Source organism: Microbacterium sp. 1154 (assembly GCF_031455375.1).
GTDB lineage: Bacteria > Actinomycetota > Actinomycetes > Actinomycetales > Microbacteriaceae > Microbacterium.
Genome location: NZ_JAVDSN010000001.1, coordinates 887,039 through 911,180 on the forward strand (window position 1 = coordinate 887,039; position 24,142 = coordinate 911,180).

Annotated in this window: 20 protein-coding genes and 2 pseudogenes; 15 read left to right on the forward strand and 7 right to left on the reverse strand. The window is 70.8% G+C overall.

Going from position 1 to position 24,142, the window contains the following annotated elements; translation table 11 throughout:
• Positions 1-10: 10 nt before the first annotated feature.
• A complete protein-coding gene (locus J2X55_RS04075) occupies positions 11-847 on the reverse strand; it encodes an inositol monophosphatase family protein (protein WP_210110604.1) in 837 nt (278 codons plus the stop codon).
• Between the two features lie 158 nt (positions 848-1,005).
• Here J2X55_RS04075 and J2X55_RS04080 point away from each other — a divergent pair, with 158 nt between their 5' ends.
• The 8 genes and pseudogenes from J2X55_RS04080 to J2X55_RS04115 all read left to right on the forward strand — a co-directional run bounded on the left by J2X55_RS04080 (position 1,006) and on the right by J2X55_RS04115 (position 8,845).
• Positions 1,006-1,950 (forward strand): carbohydrate ABC transporter permease, encoded by a 945-nt coding sequence (locus J2X55_RS04080; protein WP_115916058.1) that lies wholly within the window; start codon positions 1,006-1,008, stop codon positions 1,948-1,950.
• On the forward strand, positions 1,950-2,786 hold the full coding sequence (locus tag J2X55_RS04085) for a carbohydrate ABC transporter permease (RefSeq protein ID WP_115916057.1): 837 nt from the start codon (positions 1,950-1,952) through the stop codon (positions 2,784-2,786). Before J2X55_RS04080 ends, J2X55_RS04085 begins: the two co-directional genes overlap by 1 nt.
• Positions 2,787-2,950: 164 nt before the next feature.
• A pseudogene (locus J2X55_RS04090) lies at positions 2,951-4,159 on the forward strand (extracellular solute-binding protein).
• 85 nt (positions 4,160-4,244) lie between these two features.
• On the forward strand, positions 4,245-5,300 hold the full coding sequence (locus J2X55_RS04095; protein WP_309822001.1) for a hypothetical protein: 1,056 nt from the start codon (positions 4,245-4,247) through the stop codon (positions 5,298-5,300).
• Between the two features lie 47 nt (positions 5,301-5,347).
• Positions 5,348-5,713, forward strand: coding sequence for a CrcB family protein (locus tag J2X55_RS04100; protein WP_103206921.1), 366 nt, complete (start codon positions 5,348-5,350; stop codon positions 5,711-5,713).
• Positions 5,714-5,803: 90 nt separating this feature from the next.
• Entirely contained in the window at positions 5,804-6,733 is a 930-nt protein-coding gene (locus J2X55_RS04105; protein ID WP_309822002.1) for a carbohydrate kinase family protein, read from the forward strand.
• Positions 6,730-7,377 (forward strand): class II aldolase/adducin family protein, encoded by a 648-nt coding sequence (locus J2X55_RS04110; RefSeq protein ID WP_210110610.1) that lies wholly within the window; start codon positions 6,730-6,732, stop codon positions 7,375-7,377. Before J2X55_RS04105 ends, J2X55_RS04110 begins: the two co-directional genes overlap by 4 nt.
• A gap of 1 nt (position 7,378) precedes the next feature.
• Complete coding sequence (locus tag J2X55_RS04115) at positions 7,379-8,845, forward strand: aldehyde dehydrogenase family protein (protein WP_309822003.1); 1,467 nt, start codon at positions 7,379-7,381, stop codon at positions 8,843-8,845.
• Between the two features lie 45 nt (positions 8,846-8,890).
• On the opposite strand, the gene J2X55_RS04120 is transcribed toward J2X55_RS04115, so the two are convergent.
• The 3 genes from J2X55_RS04120 to J2X55_RS04130 form a co-directional block, all read right to left on the reverse strand.
• A complete protein-coding gene (locus tag J2X55_RS04120) occupies positions 8,891-10,168 on the reverse strand; it encodes an MFS transporter (RefSeq protein WP_309822004.1) in 1,278 nt (425 codons plus the stop codon).
• Complete coding sequence (locus tag J2X55_RS04125) at positions 10,165-11,235, reverse strand: alpha/beta hydrolase (protein ID WP_115916053.1); 1,071 nt, start codon at positions 11,233-11,235, stop codon at positions 10,165-10,167. The genes J2X55_RS04120 and J2X55_RS04125 overlap by 4 nt, the downstream gene beginning before the upstream one ends.
• 143 nt (positions 11,236-11,378) lie before the next feature.
• A complete protein-coding gene (locus tag J2X55_RS04130) occupies positions 11,379-12,014 on the reverse strand; it encodes a TetR family transcriptional regulator (RefSeq protein ID WP_210110613.1) in 636 nt (211 codons plus the stop codon).
• Positions 12,015-12,070: 56 nt separating this feature from the next.
• Between J2X55_RS04130 and J2X55_RS04135 the strand changes: the two genes are divergently transcribed.
• The 6 genes from J2X55_RS04135 to J2X55_RS04160 all read left to right on the forward strand — a co-directional run bounded on the left by J2X55_RS04135 (position 12,071) and on the right by J2X55_RS04160 (position 18,771).
• Positions 12,071-13,492, forward strand: a complete 1,422-nt coding sequence (locus J2X55_RS04135; protein WP_115916051.1) for an FAD-dependent oxidoreductase — start codon at positions 12,071-12,073, stop codon at positions 13,490-13,492.
• Positions 13,489-13,932, forward strand: coding sequence for a hypothetical protein (locus J2X55_RS04140; protein WP_115916050.1), 444 nt, complete (start codon positions 13,489-13,491; stop codon positions 13,930-13,932). The genes J2X55_RS04135 and J2X55_RS04140 overlap by 4 nt, the downstream gene beginning before the upstream one ends.
• Positions 13,933-13,935: 3 nt before the next feature.
• The gene (locus tag J2X55_RS04145) at positions 13,936-14,832 is read left to right on the forward strand and encodes an alpha/beta hydrolase fold domain-containing protein (protein WP_115916049.1); all 897 of its coding nucleotides are present in this window, start codon (positions 13,936-13,938) and stop codon (positions 14,830-14,832) included.
• 61 nt (positions 14,833-14,893) lie between these two features.
• Complete coding sequence (locus J2X55_RS04150) at positions 14,894-15,118, forward strand: hypothetical protein (protein ID WP_103206914.1); 225 nt, start codon at positions 14,894-14,896, stop codon at positions 15,116-15,118.
• Between the two features lie 35 nt (positions 15,119-15,153).
• The gene (gene crcB, locus J2X55_RS04155) at positions 15,154-15,516 is read left to right on the forward strand and encodes a fluoride efflux transporter CrcB (protein WP_103206913.1); all 363 of its coding nucleotides are present in this window, start codon (positions 15,154-15,156) and stop codon (positions 15,514-15,516) included.
• Positions 15,517-15,609: 93 nt separating this feature from the next.
• Positions 15,610-18,771, forward strand: coding sequence for an efflux RND transporter permease subunit (locus J2X55_RS04160; protein ID WP_309822013.1), 3,162 nt, complete (start codon positions 15,610-15,612; stop codon positions 18,769-18,771).
• A gap of 313 nt (positions 18,772-19,084) precedes the next feature.
• On the opposite strand, the pseudogene J2X55_RS17365 reads toward J2X55_RS04160, so the two are convergent.
• From J2X55_RS17365 to J2X55_RS04170, 3 genes and pseudogenes are all read right to left on the reverse strand, one after another.
• A pseudogene (locus J2X55_RS17365) lies at positions 19,085-19,708 on the reverse strand (DUF998 domain-containing protein); the annotation flags it as partial.
• A gap of 239 nt (positions 19,709-19,947) precedes the next feature.
• A complete protein-coding gene (locus tag J2X55_RS04165) occupies positions 19,948-20,853 on the reverse strand; it encodes an aldose 1-epimerase family protein (RefSeq protein ID WP_309822015.1) in 906 nt (301 codons plus the stop codon).
• Positions 20,850-21,482, reverse strand: coding sequence for an antibiotic biosynthesis monooxygenase (locus J2X55_RS04170; RefSeq protein WP_309822017.1), 633 nt, complete (start codon positions 21,480-21,482; stop codon positions 20,850-20,852). The genes J2X55_RS04165 and J2X55_RS04170 overlap by 4 nt, the downstream gene beginning before the upstream one ends.
• Before the next feature lie 358 nt (positions 21,483-21,840).
• On the opposite strand from J2X55_RS04170, the gene J2X55_RS04175 reads away from it, so the two are divergent.
• Positions 21,841-24,117, forward strand: a complete 2,277-nt coding sequence (locus J2X55_RS04175; protein ID WP_309822018.1) for a DEAD/DEAH box helicase — start codon at positions 21,841-21,843, stop codon at positions 24,115-24,117.
• The last annotated feature ends 25 nt before the right edge of the window (positions 24,118-24,142 follow it).

A 24,142-nucleotide genomic window follows, 5' to 3' on the forward strand; every position in this document is an offset into this window, starting at 1 on the left:
CCGGACTCTCTCACTGCCCGGCCGGCATCCACTGCCCGGACAGGGCGCGCAGGCGTCGAATGAGCACTCCGTGCTCTCCGCCCGCTCCCTCCGCGACGTAGTCGAGGCTCTCCTGGGCGCGAGCGACCTCGACGCCGGAGCGGAAGCCCGTGTACGTGCCACCGGCCCGTTCGAGGATGTGGGCTCCGGCGGCCACGTCCCAGGGGTGGGTATCGAAGCCCATCGTGGCGTCCGCCCATCCGGCCGCGACGTGCGCGAGGTTCAGCGCCCCGCTGCCGGTGCTGTGGTGGTGCTGGTACGTGCGCGTGATCTCGGCCAGCAGGTCGAAGGCGCCCTCGCCCAGGAGGTCGACGTCGTGCTGTCCGGGAAAGCTCGTGAGCAGGGTGGAGAGTTCGGCGGGGCCGGACGCCGATCGCATCGGGGCCCCGTTCACGTGGGCGTGCTCCATGCCGGCCGAGAACATGTTGTCTGCGACGGGGTCGAACACGACGCCCGCGACGACCTCGCCGTCGAGCTCGGCGGCGATCGAGATGCACCAGTAGGCGAGACCGCGCGCGAAGTTGGCGGTGCCGTCGATCGGGTCGATGATCCATCGCAGGGGCGCGTCGCCCGAGCTGCCGGTCTCTTCGCCCAGGATCACCGAGCCGGGTGCGCCGTCCTGGAGGATCCCGGCGATGGTGGCCTCGGCCGCTCTGTCGTGGATCGTCACGACGTCGTGCACGTCGCGCTTGAACGACACGCTCATGTCGGAGCGGAACGCGGCGAGCAGTGCCGGAGCGGCGGATCTCGCGGCCCTCTCGGCCAGGGCGCGAAGGTCGTCGGGGGAGGGGGAGGGGTGCGTGGTCATGGTTCTCCTCGGGTCAGGGGGATTGATTCAGGTGCTCGTGAACGCCGCGTGAACGCTCGGCGACCGCTCGCCGGTCGCCTTGACCTCGTCTCTCGCGGTGTCGCAGAGTGAGTCCGTCATCAGAAAAGGGAACGTTCCCTATGACGGAAAGGTAGCCGATGTCGCTCTCGACACTCGACCGCCGGCCGACGCTCGCCGACCGCCGTCGGCCGGCTTCGACCCTGGCCTGGCGGCGAGCCGACCGACGCGTGGGTGCCGCTCTGATGGTTCCGGCGCTCGCGGTCTTCGCCGTCTTCGTCTTCTACCCCCTCGGCAAGGTCGTCTGGCTCAGCACCCAGGGAACCGACATCTTCGGCCAGGCCGCCGGGTTCGTGGGGACGAAGAACTTCGCGACGATCTTCACCGATCCCCAGTTCGGCGACACGCTGTGGCGGACAGCCGTGTTCTGCGTCGCGGTCGTGGTCGGTCGCATCGTCGTCGGGCTGCTCATCGTCATCCCCTTGACGGCGAAGCTCCGCGGCATCCGCGTCTTCCGCGCCTTGCTGACCTCACCCCTCGTGGCCTCGGTCTCGGTGGCCTCGGTCGCCTTCGCCGCGATGCTCGCTCCGGCCGGCGGGCTGGTCAACTCCGTGATCGCGCGCTTCGGGGGCACGCCGGTGCCGTGGCTGACCAGCACCCAGTGGGCCATGCCGAGCGTGATCGCCGTCACCGTGTGGGGATCTCTTGGATTCACCGTGCTGCTGCTGCTTGGGGCCTTCGGCGCGATCGATCCCGACGTGATCGAGGCGGCCCACCTCGACGGGGCGGGTCCCCTCCGCACGCTCTGGTCGATCTCTCTGCCGCTGATCACGCCGACCCTGTTCTTCATCGTGGTCACCGGTGCCGTCGAGGCGCTCACGACGTTCGGGCAGATCCAGATCCTCACCGGCGGCGGCCCGGCGAACTCGACGACGACGCTGGTCTACACGATCTATCAGGCGGCGTTCGGGGCGGGGAGCGCCAACTTCGGCATCGCCGCGGCAGTGGGCGTCGTGCTGTTCCTGCTCGTGCTCGGCCTCTCGCTCGTCCAGTTCGGCATCCTCGAGAAGCGAGTGAACTACTGATGGCGCGGCCGCTGTCCGTCCGCGCGCGTCTGCGGAGCACCCTTCTCTACGTCTGGCTCGTCGTGGCGGTGATCGTGGTGTGCTTCCCGCTCTACTACGTCTTCGAGGGCGCGCTCACGCCGACCGCCTGGCTCGACGAGGGCCTCGAGGGTCTTCTGCCCATCCACCTGACGCTCGACAATGTGATCCGCGCCACCCAGGTCATCCCGCTCGGACACCAGTTCCTCAACAGCGTCGTGGTGACGCTGGTGCAGACCTTCTTCCAGGTCGCGATCGGCATCGCCACCGCCTACGCTCTCGTCTTCTGCGGGCTGCGGGGCACGCGTGCCCTCTTCCTGCTGATCCTGTCGAGCATGATGGTGCCGGGCGAGACGATCCTCATCGCGAACTATCTGACGATCTCGTCGTGGCGGCTGATCGACACCCTGCCGGCGGTGTTCCTGCCGTTCCTCGCCTCGGCGCTGAGCATCTTCCTGTTCCGGCAGGCGTTCCTCAGCTTCCCGGGGGAGCTGCGCGACGCCGCCCTCCTCGACGGTGCGGGGCACGTCCGCTTCATCCGGTCGATGCTGCTGCCGATCGTGCAGCCGACGCTCATCTCGGTGACCCTCGTGAGCGCGACCGCCGCGTGGAACGGGTTCTTCTGGCCGTTGCTGGTGACCAACTCGCCCGAGAACCGCACGGTGCAGGTCGGTATCGCCCAGCTCTCCAGTGCCGAGGCGGCCGACGTCGGCGTCGTGCTCGCCGGCGCGGCCATGGTCACCCTTCCGGTTCTCGTCCTCGTGCTGCTCGCGCAGCGCTTCCTCGCCGGCGGGATCACCGCCGGCGCTCTCAAATAAGACCCGACAGAAAGAAACCCGAGCCCATGTCTCTGCGCCCCCGCACCACGATCGCGGCGACCGCCGCGGGAGCCGTCCTCCTTCTCGCCCTCGCCGGGTGCACAGCATCCGGATCCTCCTCCGGAGCCGAGTTCGGCCCCGTGACCCTCCAGTTCTGGCACGAGATGAGCGGACCGGCGGCCACCGAGCTCGACGCCCTCGTGTCGCAGTTCAACAGCGATCACGACGGCGAGATCACCGTCGAGTCCTCGTTCCAGGGGTCGTACGCCGACGCCCAGACGAAGTACACCGCCGCCGTGCAGTCGGGCACGACGCCCGACGTGCTGATGATGAACGACATCTCGACGGGCTTCATGGTCGATTCGAAGAAGACCGTCCCCCTGTCGACCTTCACCGCGACCGACACCTCGTTCTCTCTCGACAGCTTCCCCCCGGCGGTCAGCGCGTACTAAGGCGACGGCGCGGGCGGGCTCGCCGCCATGCCGTTCGCGGTGTCGCAGCCGGTGATGTACCTCGACCGCGACCTCGTGACGCGCTCGGGGCTGAACCCCGACTCCCCGCCGCGCACGCTCGCCGAGGTGGCCTCGTGGGCCGAGAGGATCCACGCGGCGACGGGCGCCTCGGGCCTGACGATGAACATGTCGGACTCGTGGATGATCGAGCAGATGTCGGCCGCGGGCGGGGTGGACTTCTGCACCCCCGACAACGGTCGCGGCTCCGACCGCGTCACCGGACTGCAGCTCACTTCGCCGACGCAGGTGAGCTTCATGCAGCGACTGCAGAAGCTGTTCCAGGACGGCTCGATGCTCAACCCCGGCACCGACAACAGCGCGATGGTCTCGGCCTTCGCGAGCGGCAAGGTGGGCATCATGCTCACCTCGACGGGTGCCTACACGACGGCCGATCCGAAGAAGACCGCCTCGACGGTCGCTGCCTTCCCTTCCACCGCCGAGTCCGACGACGCGGGTGTGGTCATCGGCGGCAACGCGCTCTGGATCTCGGGTGACGGACACTCCGACGCGCAGCAGCGCGCGGCCTACGCCTTCGTGAGCTTCCTGCACTCGGCCGAGGTGCAGGCGGCGTGGGCGAATGCCACCGGGTATCTCGCGTCGAACACGGGGGCGGCCTCCACCGCGACCGGGGCGGCCTCGCTCGCCGACCCGAACGTCAAGGCCATGGTCGACCAGCTCGCGAACACGCCGGCGTCGAAAGCCGCGGCGGGCTGCCGCACGGGCGCTTTCCCCTCGCTGCGATCGACCGTCATCGGGGCGTTCACTCAGGTCGCCGAGGGTGCCGACGTGACCTCGACCATGTCGGATGCCGAGACGAAGGCGGCGTCGCAGATCGCCGCGTACAACACGGCGGCGGGCTGAGCCGGGAGCTTCCGCTCGCGCTCCCGGTCTGTCAAGGCGGCCGGGAGCGCGGGCGGTCGCGACGACGGGCTGAGAGGATCGACGCGTGACGGACGACCTCTCGCCCTCGGACGCGTCCCGCCGGTCTCGCCGGAGGGCCGGTGTCGGTGACCCGGACGCATCCCCCACGCGCCTCTACGCCCTGCTGACTCCGGAGGCCCGTGACCTGTACGAGCTGGTCCCCGGCGCGCAGGAGCTGTTCCGACCGACCGCGGCCTCGTCCTCAGTGCTGCGGCGAGGGCTCCGGCAGGACGACGCGTTCCGCAACCTGCTCCGGGCGGCGATGCAGGAAACGGCGGAGCCGCGCGGGTGGCAACGCCACGAATGGTCCGACGAGGAGGTCGCTCGCGCGGCCGAGGACCCGCAGCTGCTCGCGGCAGCCCGGGCGATGTCGAAACGGAACGCACGGGTCGACTGGCGCGCGACGTGGAAGAAGCGCCGCCAGCGGGAGACGGCGGTGCTGGCCGTCTTCACGTACTCGCTGATGGCCATCCCCGCAGCCCTCCTGCTCAACATGGCGTGGCTCGCGGGCGTGGGCGTCGTGGGCGTGCTCGCCGTGGTGGGGTATCTGCTCGTCCGTCGGCGGGCCGAGAACCGGCCGGCCCCCGCTCCTCATCCGCTCCCCGCCCTCAGCGATCCCCCCACGGACGACGGCGTGCCTCGACCTCTCTTCGTCGTCGAGCGCGCCCCCTCGCAGCATCTGATCGCGCGCGGCACCGGTCTCGTCTTCCTGGCGGGCGCCGTCGTCCTCGCGATCGGGGAGATCATCGAGGGCGGTCCGCTCGCCGCTGTCGGGGTGACCGTGTGGCTGGGCACCCTCGGTGTTCTCGGCGCGATCATCTTCCTCTGGGCGCTGTCCGCCGGGCGCGCACGCATCGTCGGCTTCGACGATCACCTGGTCGTCCGCCCGGGACTCCGCCGGTCGCGGGTGGTTGCGGCATCCGAGATCGCGGAACTCTCGCTGCTGTCGGGCGGTCGGCTTCGGGGCGCGGACGCGCGGGGTCGCCGATTGTTCGAGGCGATGAGCGTGTACGACGACTTCCCCGACCTCGTGGCGTGGCTCGAGGCCAAGACGCCGCGGCGGTGGGCCGACATCGGGTGACGCCGCTGAGGTGCGTCGGGCCGCGGGCGTAGGGTGGCGCGGTGAGCATGTGGCGGGATGTGGGCCTCGTCGCCGTCGGCGGCGCGATCGGTACGGCCGTGCGCGCCGGGCTCACCCTGGCGCTCGGCGAAGACCTGGGCCCGGCCCTCGTGCCGCTGATCAACGTCGTCGGGGCGTTCGCGATCGGCATCCTGTACGGCTGGCGAGCGCGGACGCCGGAGTCCTCGCGTGCCCAGCGCGTGCAGCTGTTCATCGGGACCGGCATCCTGGGCGGGTTCACCACCTACAGTTCCCTCGCCGTCGAGTCGGCCGACCTCGGCTTGCTCTGGTGGGGGGTGGCAACGGTCGTCGTCGGGACGGCGGCGGCCTGGGGCGGCGTGCTGCTCGGCCGTGGCGGACGGGCTTCGCGCTGACGCTTGTCGAACCCGGCGAGAAAGTGGTACAAATGTGCCACTTACCGTCGTGGGTTCGCCGCGCCGGTTACCCGACCCGGAGGTTCGACGATGAACGCCGCCCCCTCGATCGTCACGCTCGGAGCCCACGTGCTCGACACGATCGTCCAGCCCGTCGACGAGATCCCCGAGGGACAGGGCTCGCTCCTCGTCGACGAGATCGTGATGTCCGCAGCGGGACCCGCCGGCGGCACCGCGCTCGTGCTCAACAAGCTCGGCGCGCGCGTGGTCACGAGCGGGGCCGTGGGCGACGACGTCGCCGGACGCGTGCTGGTGGGTCTGCTCGGCGACGCCGGCATCGACGTGTCGAACCTGCGCACCGACGAACTGCCGACCTCGGCATCCGTCCTCCCCATCCGCTCCGACGGGTCGCGACCGGCGCTCCACGTAGTCGGGGCCAACGCGCTCGCCGCCGACGTCGTGCCCTGGGACGCGCTCGCCGCCGCCGACCACGTCCACGTCGGAGCGCCCGAGCTGCTCGGTCCCGAGAACGTCATCGAGATCCTGGAGTACGCCCGTCGGCACGGAGCGACGACGTCGCTCGACTTCCTCATCGGCGGCGACCCCGCGTTCTACGCGCTCATCGAGCCCCTGCTCGCGCACACGGACTACGTGCTCCCCAACGCCGAACAGGCCATGGGCTGGACCGGTGCCGACGACCTGCCCGCCGCCGCCAGCGCCCTGCACACGGCGGGAGCGGCGGTCGTCGCGGTCACCAACGGCGGTGACGACATCGTGGTGGTCGACGGCGGCGACCTCGAGTTCGTCCCCATCGTGCCCGCGGAACCGGTCGACACCAGCGGCGGCGGAGACGCCTTCTCGGCCGGCTTCGTGTTCGCGAAACTCCGCGGGTGGTCCTCGCGCGACGCCGCGCGCTTCGGATCGGCCACCGCCGCACAGGTCGTCGCCGGCGTGGGTACCGATCACGGCGCGTACGACGCGGCATCCATCGATGCTCTGCTCTCGGCGGGAGCGCTGTGACCGCGACCGGTGTGCGAGAAGCCGTGGCGGACGCCTGCCGTGCGCTCGCCGCGCAGGGCCTGGTCAAGGGGACCGCGGGCAACGTCAGCGTGCGCGTGGACGGGGGCATCGCGATCACGGCGACCGGAGTGGTCTTCGCCGAAGCGGTCGCCGACGACGTCGTGATCGTCGACGACGACAAGAGGGTCGTCGAGGGGGCGCTCGCTCCCAGCTCCGAGCTCGACCTGCACCGCGCGGCCTACGCCGACGAGGCCGTCGGGGCCGTCGTGCACACGCACGCCCCCGCGGCGATCGCCCTCTCACTCGTCTCTGACCGACTGCCCTGCGTGCACTACCAACAGCTCGTCCTCGGCGGCGAGATCGAGGTGGTGCCCTTCTCGATCTTCGGCTCGGCCCAGCTCGCCGCGGACACGGGCGACGCCCTCGCCGCAGCCAACGCCGCGATCCTCGCCCACCACGGCGCCGTCACCACGGGCCGGGACCTCGCCGATGCGGTGACGAACACCGCCCTGCTCGAGTGGGCGTGCGATATCTACCTGCGCGCGCGGGCGGTGGCGGTGCCCGCCGAACTGAGCCCCGAGCAGCAGGCCGCGGTGCTCACCGCCGCGGTCTCGACCGGGTACGGACAGAAGCACGGAGCGTGACATGGATGCCGTGACCACCGACACCTTCGACTCGCTGAGCCCTCTCGATGGGCGCGTCGTCGACACCTTCCCGGTGCGGGGCCCCGCCGAGGTGGTGTCGGCGGTGGACCGCGCGCGGCGTGCGGCGCACGAGTGGCGGTCCCGCGGCTTCGAGGGGCGCCGGCGCGCGCTGCAGGCGTGGCGGCGCGACATCGTGGCGCACCTCGACGACCTCATCGCCGTAGTGCGCGCCGAGACCGGCAAGCCCCGTGGCGACGCCCGGCTCGAGATCATGCTCGCCCTCGACCACCTGGCCTGGGCGGCGAGCCACGCGCGCCCGGTCCTGCGGCGGCATCGCGTGGGCGCGGGCGTGCTGATGCTCAACCAGTCGGCGAGCGTCAGCTACACCCCGTACGGCGTGGTCGGGGTCATCGGCCCGTGGAACTACCCGGTCTTCACGCCCATGGGCTCGGTCGCGTACGCGCTCGCCGCGGGCAACGCCGTGGTGTTCAAGCCCAGCGAATACACCCCCGGCGTGGGTGTGTGGCTGCAGCGCTCGTTCGTGCGTGCGGGCGGGTCTGCCGATGTCTTCGCCGTGGTGACCGGTCTCGGGCCCACCGGCGCCGCCCTCTGCCGCTCGGGTGTCGACAAGGTGGCCTTCACCGGGTCCACCGCGACGGGCAAGGCCGTCATGGCCGCGTGCGCCGAGAGCCTCACCCCGGTCGTGATCGAGGCGGGCGGCAAAGACGCCCTCCTCGTCGACGAGGACGCCGATCTCGCGGCCGCGGCCGAGGCGGCCGTCTGGGGCGCGTACTCGAACGCGGGTCAGACCTGCATTGGCATCGAACGCGTCTACGCGCACGCGAAGATCTACGACCGTTTCGTCGAGGCCGTCGCCGAGCGCACGCGCGAGCTCCGCGCCGGCGCCGACGACGCCGCGACCCTCGGTCCGCTCACCATGCCGCGCCAGGCCGACGTGGTCCGGGCGCACGTCGCCGACGCGCTCGCGCGGGGCGCGACGGCGCGCGTCGGATCTGCCCCGGCGCCCGGGACCACCCTGCAACCCGTCCTCCTCACCGACGTCGACGAGGAGGCGGACGCCGTGCGCGAAGAGACCTTCGGCCCGACCCTGGTCGTCAACCGCGTGGCATCCATGGACGAGGCCGTCGAGAAGGCGAACGCCGTGCGGTACGGACTGTCGGGCTCGGTGTTCTCCCGGAGGCGGGGGAGCGAGCTCGCCCTGCGCCTGCGCGGAGGCATGATCGCGATCAACTCGGTCATCTCGTTCGCCGCGGTCCCCGCCCTCCCCTTCGGCGGGGTGGGCGATTCCGGGTTCGGACGCATCCACGGGGCGGACGGCCTGCGTGAGTTCGCGTACCCGAAGGCGCTGACCCGTCAGCGCTTCCCGCTGCTGACGTTGACCACGATGCGGCGCACCGCGAAGGTCGACCGTCTCGTCGAGCGCATCATCCGGCTGCTCTACGGCTGAGCCGGAACGGCGCGGATGCCGCGGGCTCCCGGCATCCGTCGACGATCACCGCACCGACCGCACCCGCATGATGATGACCGAGCCGAGCAGGCCTGCCAGCCCGCTCGCGAGGAACAGCCCCGAGAACCCGCCGAACAGCACCACGGCACCGGCCCCGAGCAGGGGACCGAACGCCTGCGGGCCGGCGAGGGCGATGTTCATGATCCCGACGTCCTTGCCGCGCGTCTCGGCCGAGGGCAGCACCTGCGTGGCGAGGGCCTGGTCGACGGCGAAGAAACAGCCCTGACCGAGCCCGAGCAGCACGGCGCCGATCACCGCGGTCGACTCGGCCGGGGCGATGGCGAGCAGCAGGGCCGAGACGGCTTGGGCGACCCCCGAGGCGAGGACGAACACGCGACGGCGCTGAACCACGTCGCTGAGTTTGCCGAGGGCGACGGATGCCACGATCGTCACGACCATGTAGATCACCGTCGTGAAGACGAGGAAGCCGGTCGGGTCGGCCACCCTCAGCGCGAAGGTGAAGAAGTACAGCAGCATCGTCGTGGCGATCGCGTTGCCGAGGTTGATGAGCACGCGACTGGCGACCGTCCAGGCGAAGTCGTGGTGGCGCCGGGGGTCGACCCAGATCGAGGAGAGGATCGTGCGGACGGTGAGCGGGCCCCGCAGTGCCGCCTCGGGCGCCGTCAGCGGAACGTCGCGCAGAACGAGCAGGAACGGCACGGCCAGGGCCACGCAGCACACGGCCAGCGCGAGGTAGCCCGAGGCTGTCGTGGTGAACACCGCGGTGACCAGCACGATCCCCAGCAGGATGCCGATCGCGTTCGGCGCCGAGATCCAGCCCGACACGAGGCCCCGCTGCCCCGCGGGCACGCGGTCGGCCATGACGGCGGTGAGGGCGGCAGAGGCCATGCAGAAGCCCATCATCACCGCGGTCCACATCGTCACGGTGCCGAGCGTCTCGGTCTGGACGCCGAGCAGCGCGAGACCGACGGCCGCGAGTACGACACCGCCGAAGATCCAGGGGCGACGGCGTCCGAACCGCGATCGGGTGCGGTCGCTCAGCGCGCCCACGATCGGGTAGGCGATGACCACGAACGTCCCGGCCACGGCGCTGACCAGGCCGTAGGTGACGAGCGAGACGAGCCAATCGTCCGAGGCGTGCTGCGCGGCGATCTGCAGGGGCAGCAGCACCTGCACCGGGACGAGTTGCGCCATCCACAGTCCGAGCCACACCCCGGCGAAGGCCGCGATCCAGCCCGCGCGAACGGGCCGGGTGGGTTCGGCGTAGGCGGTGAGGGTGGCGGGCGTCGCGTCAGCGGTCACCGGGTGCCGCCCGTCCGTGCCGCCGCGAGCGTCGTCACGGCCCACCGGCCGGCATCCGCCACGGCGTCGCGCGCGTCGCGCAGCGCTCCGCAGGCGTTGAAGAATCCGTGGATCTGGCCGGCGTGGGTCACGAGGTGCGTTGCGACACCGGCGGCCTCGAGGCGCTCGGCGTAGGCGACGCCCTCGTCGCGGAGCACGTCGAAACCCGACACCGCGACGTACGCCGGGGCCAGGCCCGAGAGGTCGTCGGCCCGCAGGGGCGAGACCAGCGGATCATCGGCGCTTCCTCCGCCGCTCAGGTAGTGCGCGGCGTACCAGTCCATCTGCGCCTCCGTGAGGAAGAATCCGTCGGCGAACAGCTCGTAGGAGCGACGCTTGCGCGCGAGGTCGGTGACGGGACAGAACAGGATCTGGAACACCGGTGCGCCCTCGGCGTCGTCCCGGGTGACCGACGCCACGACCGCCGAGAGGTTGCCGCCCGCGCTCTCGCCGCCGACACCGACCGTGTCAGCGGTCGCGCCGAACCGCGAGGCGTTGTCGCGGACCCACCGGAAGGCGTCGACGCTGTCGTGGAGCCCCGCCGGGAACGGCGCTTCGGGGGCCAGTCGGTAGCCGACCGACACCACCGTCATGCCCGAGGTCTTCGCGAGGGTGCGGCACGTGGCATCCGCGCTGTCGACCGATCCGAGCACCCAGCCGCCGCCGTGGAAGTACACGATGATCCCGGATGCCGCGCGATCGAGGTCGGCGCGGTATACGCGTCCCGGAACCCGCCCGGCACGGGTCGGGATCTCGACGTCGTCCCTCTGCGCGAGCTTCGTCGTCCCGGCGAACGTCCACGCCTCGATCTCGATGTGCGCGCGGGCCTCGTCGAGGGGGAGCCGCTCGAAGTGGGCGCCGGGAGAGCCGTTCATCACGCGGAGAGACGTCTGCACCGCGGGGTGCAGGGTGTTGCCGTCGATCACGACGGGGCGGCCGTTCACCGCGCGGAGGGCCGTGGGCGGAAGCGACCCGAGGGCGCGCGCGCCCCAGCGGAGCAGGTGGTCCTGGGGGCGGGGACGGAGCATCGCGGAACCCTTCTGTCGATCACAGCAATGGGATCGACTATCGGGACACTTTATTGCACACACGTACCGTTTTGTGTGACAAAGATGTGAATTCGTCTCCGTGAGGAAGCGGCCGGCGCGAGAAACCTGTACGTTTGTGCCAACTAAGCGGGGGAGTGATCCCCCTCGCCCAGCGAAGAGGTCGCGGCGAGGGTCACGAACCCGACGATGGCGGCGCGCAGGGCGTGCGCCAGCGACTGGAACTGGACCTCCTCGGAACGGGCGATGCGATGCAGGGCGAAACCGTCGATCAGGGCGACGACCGCAGCGGCGGCGTGCGGATCGATCACGCCGTTCGTCTGCAGCACGGCCGCCGCGAGCGCCCGCGTCTCGTCGAGGATCTTCTCGACGTGCACGCGCAGGGCCGGATGACGCGAGGCGAAGAGGTAGATCTCGAACTGCGCGACCGTGTGGTCCTGCGATTGGCTGCGCACGATCTCGACGAACTCGTCGATCGCCGCACCGGGGCTGTTCGCGCCCGAGACGAGGACGGATCGGAACTGCTCGAGCCGCTCGAGCTCGGCCGCCATCGCGTGCGCCACGGCCTCGCCGATCATGTCGTCGAGCGAGTCGAAGAAGTACGTCGTCGACGAGTGCGGCACCCCCGCCGCGGCGGCCACCGACCTGTGCGTGACGGCCGCGATGCCCCCCTCGGCGATGATCGCGATCGTGGCGTCCAGCAGCAGCTCGCGACGCGCGCGACCGCGCGCCCGCATCGGCCGGCTCGTCGTCTCGCTCACGCTGTCCTCCTCGCCGACCGGGGTGGTCGGTGTCGCCTTCGGAACGGAGTAAGCCTATGACCGCCTCCCCGCCCTCTGCGGACCGGGTCCCGGCCCCCGACGTCGACGTGGTCGTGGTCGGCGCAGGTCTCTCGGGCCTGACCGCCGCTCACCGGCTTCGCCAGTTCGGCGCGACGGTGGCGGTGTTCGAAGCGGCGCCCCGCGTGGGCGGACGCGTGTCGTCGGCAGAGGTGGCGGGGGTGCACGTCGACCTCGGCGGCACGTTCGTCGGCCCCGGTCAGGATCGCATCCTGGCTCTCGCCGACGAAGTGGGCGTCTCGCGCTATCGGACCTACGCCGCGGGTCGCAACGTCCTTCGGTGGCGCGGCGAGCACCGGCGCTATCGCGGCACGGTGCCCCCGGTCGGCGCGAGCCTGCTCGACGTGGGGCGGATCCAACTCACTCTCGACCGCCTGGCGCGCACCGTCCCCCGGGGGAACCCCGCCGCCGCCCCGCAGGCCGCGAACCTGGATGCCGAGAGCCTCGGCTCGTGGCTGCGCCGCTCGCACGCCTCTCCCGCGGCGCGAGAGCTCATCGCGATCGCCGGCCGGACGACGTGGGGGTGCGAGCCCGACGAGATCTCGTTCCTGCACGCTCTGCACTACATCCACCAGGCGGGTGGACTGTCGTCGATGCTCGACACCGAGGGCGGCGCGCAGGAGGAGCACTTCGTCGAGGGCTCGCACGCGATCGCCGTGCGTCTCGCCGACGCGCTCGGGCCGGCTCTGCGGGTGAGCGCTCCGGTGCGGCGCATCGAGACCGCCGCCGCGGGGGTGCGCGTGTCGACGGCCGACGCGACGGTGACCGCCCGCGCCGTCGTCGTCGCGGTGCCACCGGCGCTGCGCGGCAGGATCGACTTCGCGCCGGCCCTTCCCCCCTCTCACGCCCAGATGGCCCAACGCTGGCCGGCCGGGGTGCTGTCGAAGGCCTACGCCGTGTACGAGCGGCCGTTCTGGCGCGACCACGACCTGTCGGGGCAGGGGCTCTCCGACACCGGCCCGGTCTTCATCGCGTTCGACGCCGGTCCCGCTCGCGCCGACGCCCCCGGCGTGCTCCTCGGCTTCATCGGCGGGGTCTACGCCCGTGAGTGGGACGAGCTGGCACCCGCCGAGCGCACAGCGCGGGCGCTGTCGTCCTTCGCCGACCTGTTCGGCCCCCGGGCGCTGGATGCCATCGGCTACATCGACCAGCGCTGGGGCGCCGAGCCCTGGGTCGGCGGTGGCCCCACCGCTGCCCCGGGGCCGGGAGCGGTCGTGCCCTATGCCGGTGCCCTAGCCACCCCCGTCGGGTCGATCCTCTGGGCCGGTACCGAGACCGCCGATCGCTGGACGGGATTCATGGACGGCGCCGTCCGCGCCGGTGAGCGTGCGGCGCTCCAGGCCCGCGGCATCCTGACCTCCTCCTCGACCGCCCACGAACAGACGGGAGTCGCCCGATGACCTGGCGCCGCGAGTACACGCACCTCACCACCGCCACCGCCGACGCGGTGTGGAAGAGGTGGACCACCCCCGAGGACTGGGCCGTCGACGATCCCGACCTGCGCGAGGCCACCTTCCCCGTGCCCCCGCGCGTCGGCGACTCCGGCCGCGTGGTCAACCACGGAACCCCCGCGCAGCGCTTCACCTTCACCGAGCTGCAGCCGGGGGCCGTGATGAACTTCCGCATCGGGTTGCCGGGGGCGGTGCTGTCGTTCCCGCACCGCATGCGCCAGACGCCGAACGGGCTGTCGGTGACGCACGCCGTCGAGATCTCCGGTCCTCTCTCGCTGGTGTTCGGCCCCCTCGTGGGGCGCAAGATCGCCGCGGGTCTGCCGGCTGTCGTCCGCTTGGTGACGACGAACGCGCTCGCCGACATGGCCGCCGACGCGCGCGGGGAGTAGCCGGTGTCGCTGTCGATGACGCTCACGACCGCGGCGATGTGGGTGAGCGCGCGGCCGATCCGCCTCGCGCTGGCTCGTGACGACTATCTCGAGACGCTCGACCCTGGCCGCCGTCCGGCCGATCCGCCGGAGCGCCTGCGACGCTCGGGCCGTGTCGTCGTCTCGCGTGAGGGCGGGCTGCCCGTCTCCCGCTACGAGCCGGCGGCGCGCACCGCGGGCCTCGAGCTGATGTACCTGCCCGGTGGGGGACTGGTGAATCCCCTCGTCGCCGAGCACTGGTGGATCGTCGAGCGTCTCGCGCGGGCGACCGGGGCGGCGATCACGGTGGTCTGCTACCCCCTGGCGCCCGAGCATCGGGCCGACGACACCCTCGCCGTGATCGACGCGCAGTACGAACGTCTTGCCGCACGGGCGGGGACCTCCCGCCTCCTCGTGGCGGGCGACTCGGCCGGAGGGGCCGTGGCGGTGGGGCTCGCCCTGCGCGCCGCGCGTCGACCGGACGCGCTCGTGCTGTTCTCGCCGTGGCTCGATCTCGCTCTCACCGACCCGGGGATCGCGCGTCGGGTGCCGCGGGATCCCTCGCTACGCGTTCCCGGTCTTCGAGCCGGCGCGGAGGCGTGGGTGGGCGATCGGGGGCTCGACGACCCGCTGCTCAATCCCGCGCGGATGGAGCTCGCCGGGCTGCCGCCGACGCTCGTGTTCCAGGGGGGTCGCGACATCTTCTTCGACGACGCCGTCGCCTTCGCCCGACGGGCGCGCGCCGAGCGGGCGTCGGTGCGTCTGGAGACCGCTCCGGCGGGGTTCCACGTCTACGTCGGGGCGTTCTGGACGCCCGAGGCGCGCGCGGCCTACGCGCTCGTGGGCGCTTTCTCGCGCGATCCCGAGCGATCGATGACATAGCGGGACATATGTGCAACAATCTGCCGAGGGCGCGACGGCGCGCCCCGTTCAAGGAGGACCGATGACCGCTCGCTACGACCTGGCAAAGATCAAGCTCGGCAAGCTCATGACCGACCCCGATGCCGAGGGCATCATCCTCGACGTCATCCCCGACCTCACAGCGAGCCCCACCTACCTCGTGGCGCGCACGCTCACCGCGAGCGCCGCACTCAAGCTCGCCGAGGCGCAGATCGGCGCCGAGAAGGCATCCGAACTGCGTCGTCGCGTCGAGGCGCTCGAGGCGTGAGGGGCCCGCACGGCGAGGGGTAGATTGGCGGCGTGATGCCGCTCATCTTCCTCGCCGTGGCCCTCGCCGGCGGCGTGGGGGCGGCGCTGCGCTATCTGCTCGATGTGGCTGTGCGGCGCCGCACGGGGGAGCAGTTCCCCTGGGGCATCCTGGTCGTGAATCTCACCGGGGCACTCGTGCTCGGCATCCTGACCCCCCTTCCCGCCGACGAGTCATGGCGGTGGATCCTCGGGACGGGCCTGCTCGGCGGATACACGACCTTCAGCGCGGTGGCCGTGACCACGGCGCTGCTCGCCGAAGAGGGGCGCTCCCGCGCGGCGGTGTCGTACGCGGTTGTGTCGTTCGTCGGGTCCGTCGTCGCGGCGGCACTGGGTCTGTCGCTCGGATCGGCGCTCTGAGGCAGCCGCCCGCCGGGCGGTCCGAGGGGTGGGCGCGCATGGGATACTGAGCTTCGATACATTCCTGTATCGGACTTACCCGGAGGGTCCCCCGTGTCGTACCTGGCCGTCCTGAGCCTGAAGAACCGCGCCCTCATCGCCCTCGTCACGATCGTCGCGGCGATCTTCGGCGGACTCGCGTTGACCAGCCTCAAGCAGGAGCTCATCCCCTCGATCGAGTTCCCGCAGCTCGCCGTCGTCACGACCTACCCGGGCGCCTCGCCCGAGGTCGTCGAGACCGACGTGTCGACGCCCATCGAGAACGCCATCCGCGGCGTGGAGGGGCTCGAATCCAGCACCGCGACGAGCACGACGAACTCGTCGATCGTCTCAGCCAAGTTCACCTACGGCACCGACCTCGCGGGGGCGCAGCAGAAGATCCTCGCCGCCATCGCGCGTATCAAGGACCAGCTGCCCGACTCCGCCGACACCACCGTCGCCTCGGCCAGCATCGACGACTTCCCCGTCATCCAGCTCGCCGTCACGGGCTTCACCGACGCCGAGGCGACACAGTCGATCCTTCAGACGAGCGTGGTGCCCGACCTCGAAGACGTCGCCGGAGTGAACGGCGCGCAGATCGTCGGCGGCACGGCCCAGCGGGTCACGATCACCCCCGACACCGCCAAGCTCGGCGAACGCGGCTTCAGCCAGCAGGCGATCACCGACGCCCTCGACGCCAACGGCGTGCTCTTCCCGGGCGGCTCGCTGACCGAGGGCGACCAGACCCTGACCGTGCAGACGGGATCGAAGCTGACCAGCGTCGACGAGATCTCGGCCCTTCCGCTCGTGCCCACCGACGCCGCGCAGTTCCAGGCGGGGCAGACGAAGATCAGCGACGTCGCGACGGTCGCGCTCGAGCCCGATCCCGTGACGACCCTGTCTCGCGTCGACGGGCAGCAGGCCCTCACGATCGCGGTCACCAAGCTCCCCGCCGCCAACACCGTCGACGTGTCGCGCGGCGTCCTCGCGGCGCTCCCCGGCCTCGAGTCTCAGCTCGGCCAGGGTGCGACCTTCACGGTCGTCTTCGACCAGGCTCCGTTCGTCCAGCAGTCGATCGAAGCTCTCGCTCAAGAGGGGCTGCTGGGCCTCGTCTTCGCGGTCGTCGTGATCCTCATCTTCCTCATGTCGGTGCGCTCGACGCTCGTGACGGCGATCTCGATCCCCACCAGCGTCCTCATCACATTCGTGGGGCTCCAGGCCTTCGGCTATTCGCTGAACATCCTGACCCTGGGCGCCCTCACGATCGCGATCGGTCGCGTCGTCGACGACTCGATCGTCGTGATCGAGAACATCAAGCGCCATTACGTCGGCGACGCCGACAAGATCCCGACCATCGTGCGCGCGGTGCGCGAGGTCGCGGCGGCGATCACGGCCTCCACGATCACCTCGGTCGCAGTCTTCCTCCCGATCGCCTTCGTCGGAGACGTGACCGGAGAACTCTTCCGGCCCTTCGCGCTCACCGTGACCATTGCCATGGCGGCCTCGCTCCTCGTGTCGCTGACGATCGTGCCCGTGCTCGCGTCGTGGTTCCTTCGGCCGGGCAAGGTGATCCGGGATGCCGAGGGCAACCAGGTCGACCCCGAGTCGCCGACCGCGCCGCCCTCGCGTCTGCAGAAGGCGTACGTGCCGGTGCTCAGCTGGACCCTCAAGCACTCGTGGGTCACGCTGACCCTCGCCGTCCTCGTGCTCGGCGGGACGCTCGCGTCGGTCCCCCTCCTCAAGACCGACTTCCTCGGCGACTCCGGCCAGAACACCTTCACGGTGACGCAGAAGATCGGCTCGGCTCCGAGCCTGGATGCCGAGGACGCGGCAGCCCAGAGAGTCGAAGCCGTGCTGCTCGACACCGACGGCGTCCAGACCGTGCAGACCTCGATCGGCTCGAGCGGTTCCGCTCTGCGTGACGCGTTCTCGGGCGGAGGGTCGGGCATCACGTACTCGATCACCTCGGAGTCCGGTGTCGACCAGGTCGAGCTGCGCGACCGCGTGCGCACCGAACTCGAGGCACTCACCGACGCGGGCGAGATCGAGGTCGCCGCCTCCGGGGGCGGACTCGGCTCCGCCGGCATCACCGTCGACGTCACCGCGCCCGACGGACAATCCCTGCAGCAGGCGAGCGACGCGGTCGTGGCGGGCCTTGAGGGGCGCGACGGCATCGGACAGGTCACCAGCAGTCTCTCGGCATCCCTTCCCTTCATCTCCGTGCGCGTCGACCGTGACGCCGCCTCGGAGCGCGGGCTGTCGGAGCGCACGGTGGGGGCCCTCGTCTCGGCGACCCAACAGCCTCGGCAGGCGGGCACCGTCGAGATCGACGGGCGCGGGGTGACCGTCTACGTCGCCACGGCGAACCCGCCGCAGACGATCGACGATCTGCGCGCCCTCGAGATCCCGAGCGCGCGCGGCACCGTGCGTCTCGACGAGATTGCCACGGTCGAGCAGAGCCAGACGTCGCCGTCGATCTCGACGTCGCGCGGATTGCGGACCGCCACGATCACCGTGACCCCCACGACCGACGACCTCGGCAGCTCCTCGTCGACCGTCAACGCCGCCCTCGCCGACACGGCCCTGCCCCAGGGCGCCACCGCGAAGGTGGGCGGTTCGGTCACCGACCAGGCAGACGCGTTCAGCCAGCTCGGCCTCGCCCTGCTCGCGGCGATCCTCATCGTCTACGTGGTGATGGTGGCGACCTTCAAGTCGCTGCGTCAGCCGCTCGAGCTGCTGGTCTCGGTGCCGTTCGCGGCGACGGGGGCGATCCTCATGCTCCTCATCACGGGCGTGCCCCTCGGGGTGGCCGGCATGATCGGGGCGCTGATGCTCGTCGGCATCGTCGTGACCAACGCGATCGTGCTCATCGACCTCGTCAACCAGTACCGCGCCCGCGGTCTGAGCGTCTTCGAGGCCACGGTGGTCGGTGGCGCACGACGCCTGCGCCCGATCCTCATGACGGCTCTGGCGGCGATCTTCGCCCTGGTGCCGATGGCGCTCGGCATCACCGGCCACGGGGGCTTCATCTCGCAGCCGCTCGCGGTCGTCGTGATCGGCGGACTCGTGTCGTCGACGCTGCTGACCCTGCTCGTGCTGCCGACGCTCTACAACCTCATCGAGGGAGCGAGCGAGCGGCGCCGTGAGCGGCGGGCGGCGCGAGAGGCAGAGCACGTCGAATCGACGACCGACGACGGGCACCCGCTGAGCCGCCGCGAGCTGCGCGAGAAGCACTGACGCGCAGGGGTCGCGACGCCGTCACTCGCCGTCGCGACCTCCGCGCCGGCTCCGCCGGGCGGTGCCCGATGTCGCCCGCCGGGGAGAGAGCGCGACCGCTGCCGACCGGTGACCCGTCGACGACGGGTCGTGCGGCGGGGGCGAGGCGTCGCGGACGCGCCGCCGACGGGGCCGGTCGGGTGAGGGCGGCGCCCCGCGCGCGCGACAGCCGCGCGCGACGGACGGGCGTGTGGCGCGCAGAAGCGAGGGGAGTCGTCGTCTGCTTCGACGTGGCCGCCGTCGCCGAAGCGAGAATGTGCGTGAACATCCCCGACCACGCGAACATCGCCGCGCACGAGATGGTCTCGAAGAGGGCCAGGTTGATGGTCGCCGAGACGAACAAGGCGATCGAGATGATCAGCCACACCGTGGCGATCCCGGTGCCGATGGCCATGCGCTTTCCGAGGCGGTGGAAAAGGAACGGCGCGCTCAGCAGAAGGGCGAGGAAGCCGAGGACCATGGAGCCTGCGACCTTATCGTGAAGGTCTTTGTCGGTGTTCAGAGGAATGCAGCCCACGAGAGCGAGATTGACGCCGACGACATTGAGGCAGATGAACGCGACCGTCGCCGCACCGCGACGGACCGGCCCGCGACCCACGCGACGCACGTCCCGCCGGACGCGGAAGGCGAACACCACGACGATCATTCCACTGACCTTGAGTGTCGTGTTGAAGAATGCGCTCGAAATGTCGCCGAAGATGCCCAGCTGGCTGAAGTGCAGCTGCCACCACAGCGGGTCGCTCGTCGTCGCGATCGACAGGAGCAGCCCGCCCACCAGCACGATCAGGGCCGCTGCGCCGACATGCATCGTCGGGATCGCATTGATGCGGCGTACCAGGCCGCCCAGACGCGGCACCGGAAGCGAAAAGGGGACGGCGGAGCGGAGCGCGGTGCTCATGTGGGGGATCTTTCCTCAGGACGGAACGAGAATCCCCCCACACCGCGGGACCCTCGGCCCCCGTCGGCTCATTCGGGTATGAACCAGGGGAAATCTCGGTCCATTACCGCCCCCGGCCTCGACGGAAACCGTCAGGGCACATGGTATCGTTCGCGCCGCCCATTCGGGGCAGGGCTTGTCTGAGAAATTCCCAGATCATATGGGCAATCTCTTGTCCCCCATTTGGGGGACAAGGCGGATCAGGAATGGAAGCGGATACCCCATTCCCGGGTGTATTTCCCGCCCGGCTCGAGCGTCTCGAGATCGGTGCCGGTCGCGAACGCATTCGCGGGCGCCGTCATCGGCTCGACCGCCACCGCGAGCGGGTGCCCCGGGTAGCGGTCGGTGGTGAAGACCTGTGCCCAGCGGAAGCCGTCGTCCTGCCAGAGCTCGACGCTGCGACCGTCGGGGGCGGTGAGGGTGTGATGTGCGCGGCCGTCGGCATCCCGTTCCAGTCCCCGGTAACCGTTGTCGAGCGAGGCATCGCCGAGACGGCGGCCGCCGCGCAGGTCGGTGGTGGCGTCGACCGGCACTTCGTCGACGGGGATGTTGCGCTCGTCGAGCACGAGAGTCGTCGTCCCCATGGAGTGGACCACGAGGTCCTCGGTTGGCACGCCGCCGATCTGCAGGTAGGGGTGCACGCCGAGGGCGAGGGGAGCCGCCTTCGCCCCGATGTTCTCGATGTCGTGGGTCACGTGCAGGCCGTCGGCCTCGAGCACGAAGGTGACGCGCGTGCGCAGGTGGAAGGGGTACCCGGTCTGCGGCACGACATCCGCTCCCAGGACGAGACGCTCGTCGGTGTGCTCGATCGCCCGATAGGTCCCGAAGCGCAGCAGTCCGTGGCTGGCGTTGCCGAACTTCGGCTCGCTGATCGCGAGCTGCAGATCCTCGCCGCCGAACGAGTACTTGCCGTCGCGGATGCGGTTCGGCCACGGGACGAGGACGACTCCGGATGCCGCGGGCGTGGGGAGGTCGTCGGCGTAGCGCGGAACCAGGTCGACGCCGTCGACCGTCAGCGCGCGCAGCGCCGCACCCACCTGCGCGATCTCGGCCGAGGAGTGCGCGCCGCGAAGGTGGAAGCGGTGTCCGGTGGGGTCAGCGGTCATGACGAAGCCTTTCGCGAGCGGGGCGGGCGCTGCAGCCACGGCCGCAGCATGCGGGTGACCCACGGGAGCACCGCGTAGGTCATGACGGGGGTGAGCATGAGGGTCGTCGCGAGCACGCGCAGAATCAACGGGATCTCGGCGAACCCGGGGACGAACCCCAGCAGCCAGGACGCCGCGAGGTTCGTGGGGAAGAAGCCGACCCAGATCGTGACGGCCTGCTTCCAGCGCGGGGGAGCCACGGGCACCGGCGGGTGGACCGGCTGGGTTCCGGCATCCGTCACCGTCGCCGCCTCGAGGACGGAGCCGTGCGGTGCGTCGAACCAGCCCTCGATGCCGGTGCGGCGTTCGCTGCGTTCCTCCCGCGCGAAGGGGCGGCCGGAGTCGAGCCACCACTGCCGCTGGGTCGAACTCTCCCACGACTCGAGCGTGGCGATGTCGCGGAATCGGTACAGCATGTACCAGAGGTCACTGTCTTCTCCCGCCCGCACCCATCCCGAGCCGAGGAAGCCCGGGAAGGCGGTCGCGAGGTCGGTGCCGGCCTGCATCCAGGAGGTCGCTTCGGCGGTGCGCGTCGGGTCGATGCGCCGCTCGATCGCCACCGTGATGGGGTGGGCGTCGGTATCTGCCATGCGTCTATCTTCCGCCAGGCGGCCGCGTCTGGCGGCGCCGGCCGCGACCAGAACAGGGCATGTCACGAGAACAGGAGAATCTTCGCGGAATCGGCCTGTTCTCATCGAACGTCCTGTTTTCGTGACGGGCAGGGGCATGGATGCCATTCCCAGGCGCAGGCTGTAACGTTGTGCGGTCGGCTCTGGACACCGCGCGTGACGCGCGGATGGGTTTGTGAGTCCAAGGGGCCGATGGACAGGACGCGATCGCGGCCTCGACCATCTCTAGTGAATGGCCCCCGGCCGACGGAAGTCCGGGTATCGCACCGCCACGAGCGGCGCCGCTGTTTCGCGCGAACAGAACCCAGGAAGTTTCCCCATGCCCAAGAACAAGAAGCCCGCCGGCGGTCGCGCCGCCAAGAACTTCGAGCCCCGCTACGGCGCCAAGACCTCGTTCCAGGACCGCAAGCGTCGCCCCGGCACCGAGGCCCCCGCCAAGCCCGGCAGCAAGAGCCCCAGCCACCGCGGCTACCGTCCCGAGTCCGAGGCCACCGCCGACAAGGGCCGCTGGAGTGCGGCCGACCGCGCCGGCCGCACCGAGGCTCGCAACATCCGCACCTCGGCGCGCGACGACCGCCCGGCGCGTTCGTTCGACCGTGACGAGCGTCCGCGTCGCGACTTCGGCGACCGCCCGGGGCGTTCGTTCGATCGCGATGAGCGTCCGCGCCGCGATGCCGGTGACCGTCCGGCGCGCTCGTTCGACCGTAACGATCGTCCGGCTCGGTCGTTCGACGAGCGTCCGGCACGTTCGTTCGACCGCAATGATCGTCCGGCGCGTTCGTTCGACCGTGACGAGCGTCCGCGTCGCGATGCCGGTGAGCGTCCCGCGCGTTCGTTCGACCGCAACGATCGCCCCGCGCGTTCGTTCGACCGCAATGACCGTCCGGCTCGTTCGTTCGACCGCGACGACCGTCCCGCGCGTTCGTTCGACCGCAACGAGCGTCCGGCTCGTTCGTTCGACCGCAATGACCGTCCGGCGCGTTCATTCGACCGTGACGAGCGTCCGCGTCGCGATGCCGGTGAGCGTCCCGCGCGCTCCTTCGACCGCAGCGACCGTCCGGCTCGGTCGTTCGACGAGCGTCCGGCTCGCTCTTTCGACCGCAATGATCGTCCGGCGCGTTCGTTCGATCGCGACGAGCGTCCGGCTCGCTCTTTCGACCGCAATGACCGTCCGGCGCGCTCTTTCGACCGCGACGAGCGTCCGCGTCGCGATGCCGGTGAGCGTCCCGCGCGCTCCTTCGACCGCAGCGACCGCCCCGCCCGGTCGTTCGACGACCGCCCGCGCCGCAACGACGGCCCGAGCCGCAGCGATTGGAACGGTGCTCCCCAGCGCTCCGCCGAGCACGAGCAGCGCGTCGACGTGGTGCACGAGCGTCTGCAGGCGCAGGCCGTCGACGCCGCGACCGTGACCGGTGCCGGTTTCGCCGAGCTCGGACTGGGCGACAACATCGTCCGCGCTCTCGCCGGTCTGGGCGCCGAGAAGCCCTTCCCGATCCAGGCGGCGACGGTCGCCCCGATCCTCGAGGGTCGCGACGTCCTCGCCCGTGGCCGCACCGGCTCCGGCAAGACCATCGCCTTCGGTGCTCCTCTCGTCGAGAGCATCCTTCGCGCTCAGGCCGGTCAGCGTCGTGAGTTCGGCCGTTCGCCGAAGGCGCTCATCCTGGCGCCCACGCGAGAGCTCGCGTTGCAGATCGACCGCACGGTGCAGGCGATCGCCCGCAGCGTCGGCCTGTTCACGACCCAGATCTACGGCGGCGTGCCGCAGGCGCGTCAGGTCGGTGCGCTGAAGAAGGGCGTCGACATCATCATCGGCACCCCCGGGCGTATCGAAGACCTGCTGAACCAGGGCAAGCTCGACCTCTCGCAGGTGCAGGTGGCCGTCCTCGACGAGGCCGATCACATGTGCGAGCTCGGTTTCCTCGAGCCCGTGCAGCGCATCCTCCGCGCCACCGCGAAGGGCAGCCAGAAGCTCCTCTTCTCGGCCACGCTCGACCGCGAGGTCGCGGCCCTGGTCGACGAGTTCCTCGTGGAGCCCGCGGTCTACGAGGTCGCCGGCGAAGACCAGGACTCGAGCACCATCGAGCACCGCGTCCTCGTCATCGAGCACCGCGACAAGGCGCAGATCCTCGATTCGCTCGTCGACCGCGAGGGCAAGACGCTCGTCTTCGCCCGCACGCGCGCCTACGCCGAGATGCTCGCCGAGCAGTTCGACGACGCGGGCATCGCCGCGGTCGCCCTGCACGGTGACCTCAACCAGCAGAAGCGAACGCGCAACCTCGAGAAGCTGACCTCGGGCCGCGTCAACGTGCTTGTGGCCACCGACGTCGCCGCCCGCGGCATCCACGTCGATGACATCGACCTGGTCATCCAGGCCGATGCTCCCGACGAGTACAAGACGTACCTCCACCGTTCGGGCCGCACGGGCCGCGCCGGTCGCAGCGGCACGGTGGTCACCCTGATCACGCGCCAGCGCCGTCGTCGCATGACCGAGCTGCTCGATCGCGCCGAGATCGAGGCGCCGTTCGAAGAGACGCAGCTGGGCGACGACGTGCTCGAGGAGCTGTCGGGCCGTCAGCTGTCGAACGTCGACGCGTAAATCCCTTCTACGAAGCCCCCGTCGC

Excerpts from the sequence above, each read along its gene's own strand:
- J2X55_RS04075 (WP_210110604.1), bottom strand. The coding sequence starts at position 847 with ATGACCACGCACCCCTCCCCCTCCCCCGACGACCTTCGCGCCCTGGCC.
- J2X55_RS04080 (WP_115916058.1), top strand. The coding sequence starts at position 1,006 with ATGTCGCTCTCGACACTCGACCGCCGGCCGACGCTCGCCGACCGCCGT.
- J2X55_RS04085 (WP_115916057.1), top strand. The coding sequence starts at position 1,950 with ATGGCGCGGCCGCTGTCCGTCCGCGCGCGTCTGCGGAGCACCCTTCTC.
- J2X55_RS04100 (WP_103206921.1), top strand. The coding sequence starts at position 5,348 with ATGTGGCGGGATGTGGGCCTCGTCGCCGTCGGCGGCGCGATCGGTACG.
- J2X55_RS04105 (WP_309822002.1), top strand. The coding sequence starts at position 5,804 with ATGAACGCCGCCCCCTCGATCGTCACGCTCGGAGCCCACGTGCTCGAC.
- J2X55_RS04115 (WP_309822003.1), top strand. The coding sequence starts at position 7,379 with ATGGATGCCGTGACCACCGACACCTTCGACTCGCTGAGCCCTCTCGAT.
- J2X55_RS04125 (WP_115916053.1), bottom strand. The coding sequence starts at position 11,235 with ATGCTCCGTCCCCGCCCCCAGGACCACCTGCTCCGCTGGGGCGCGCGC.
- J2X55_RS04135 (WP_115916051.1), top strand. The coding sequence starts at position 12,071 with ATGACCGCCTCCCCGCCCTCTGCGGACCGGGTCCCGGCCCCCGACGTC.
- J2X55_RS04140 (WP_115916050.1), top strand. The coding sequence starts at position 13,489 with ATGACCTGGCGCCGCGAGTACACGCACCTCACCACCGCCACCGCCGAC.
- J2X55_RS04150 (WP_103206914.1), top strand. The coding sequence starts at position 14,894 with ATGACCGCTCGCTACGACCTGGCAAAGATCAAGCTCGGCAAGCTCATG.
- crcB (WP_103206913.1), top strand. The coding sequence starts at position 15,154 with ATGCCGCTCATCTTCCTCGCCGTGGCCCTCGCCGGCGGCGTGGGGGCG.
- J2X55_RS04165 (WP_309822015.1), bottom strand. The coding sequence starts at position 20,853 with ATGACCGCTGACCCCACCGGACACCGCTTCCACCTTCGCGGCGCGCAC.
- J2X55_RS04170 (WP_309822017.1), bottom strand. The coding sequence starts at position 21,482 with ATGGCAGATACCGACGCCCACCCCATCACGGTGGCGATCGAGCGGCGC.
- J2X55_RS04175 (WP_309822018.1), top strand. The coding sequence starts at position 21,841 with ATGCCCAAGAACAAGAAGCCCGCCGGCGGTCGCGCCGCCAAGAACTTC.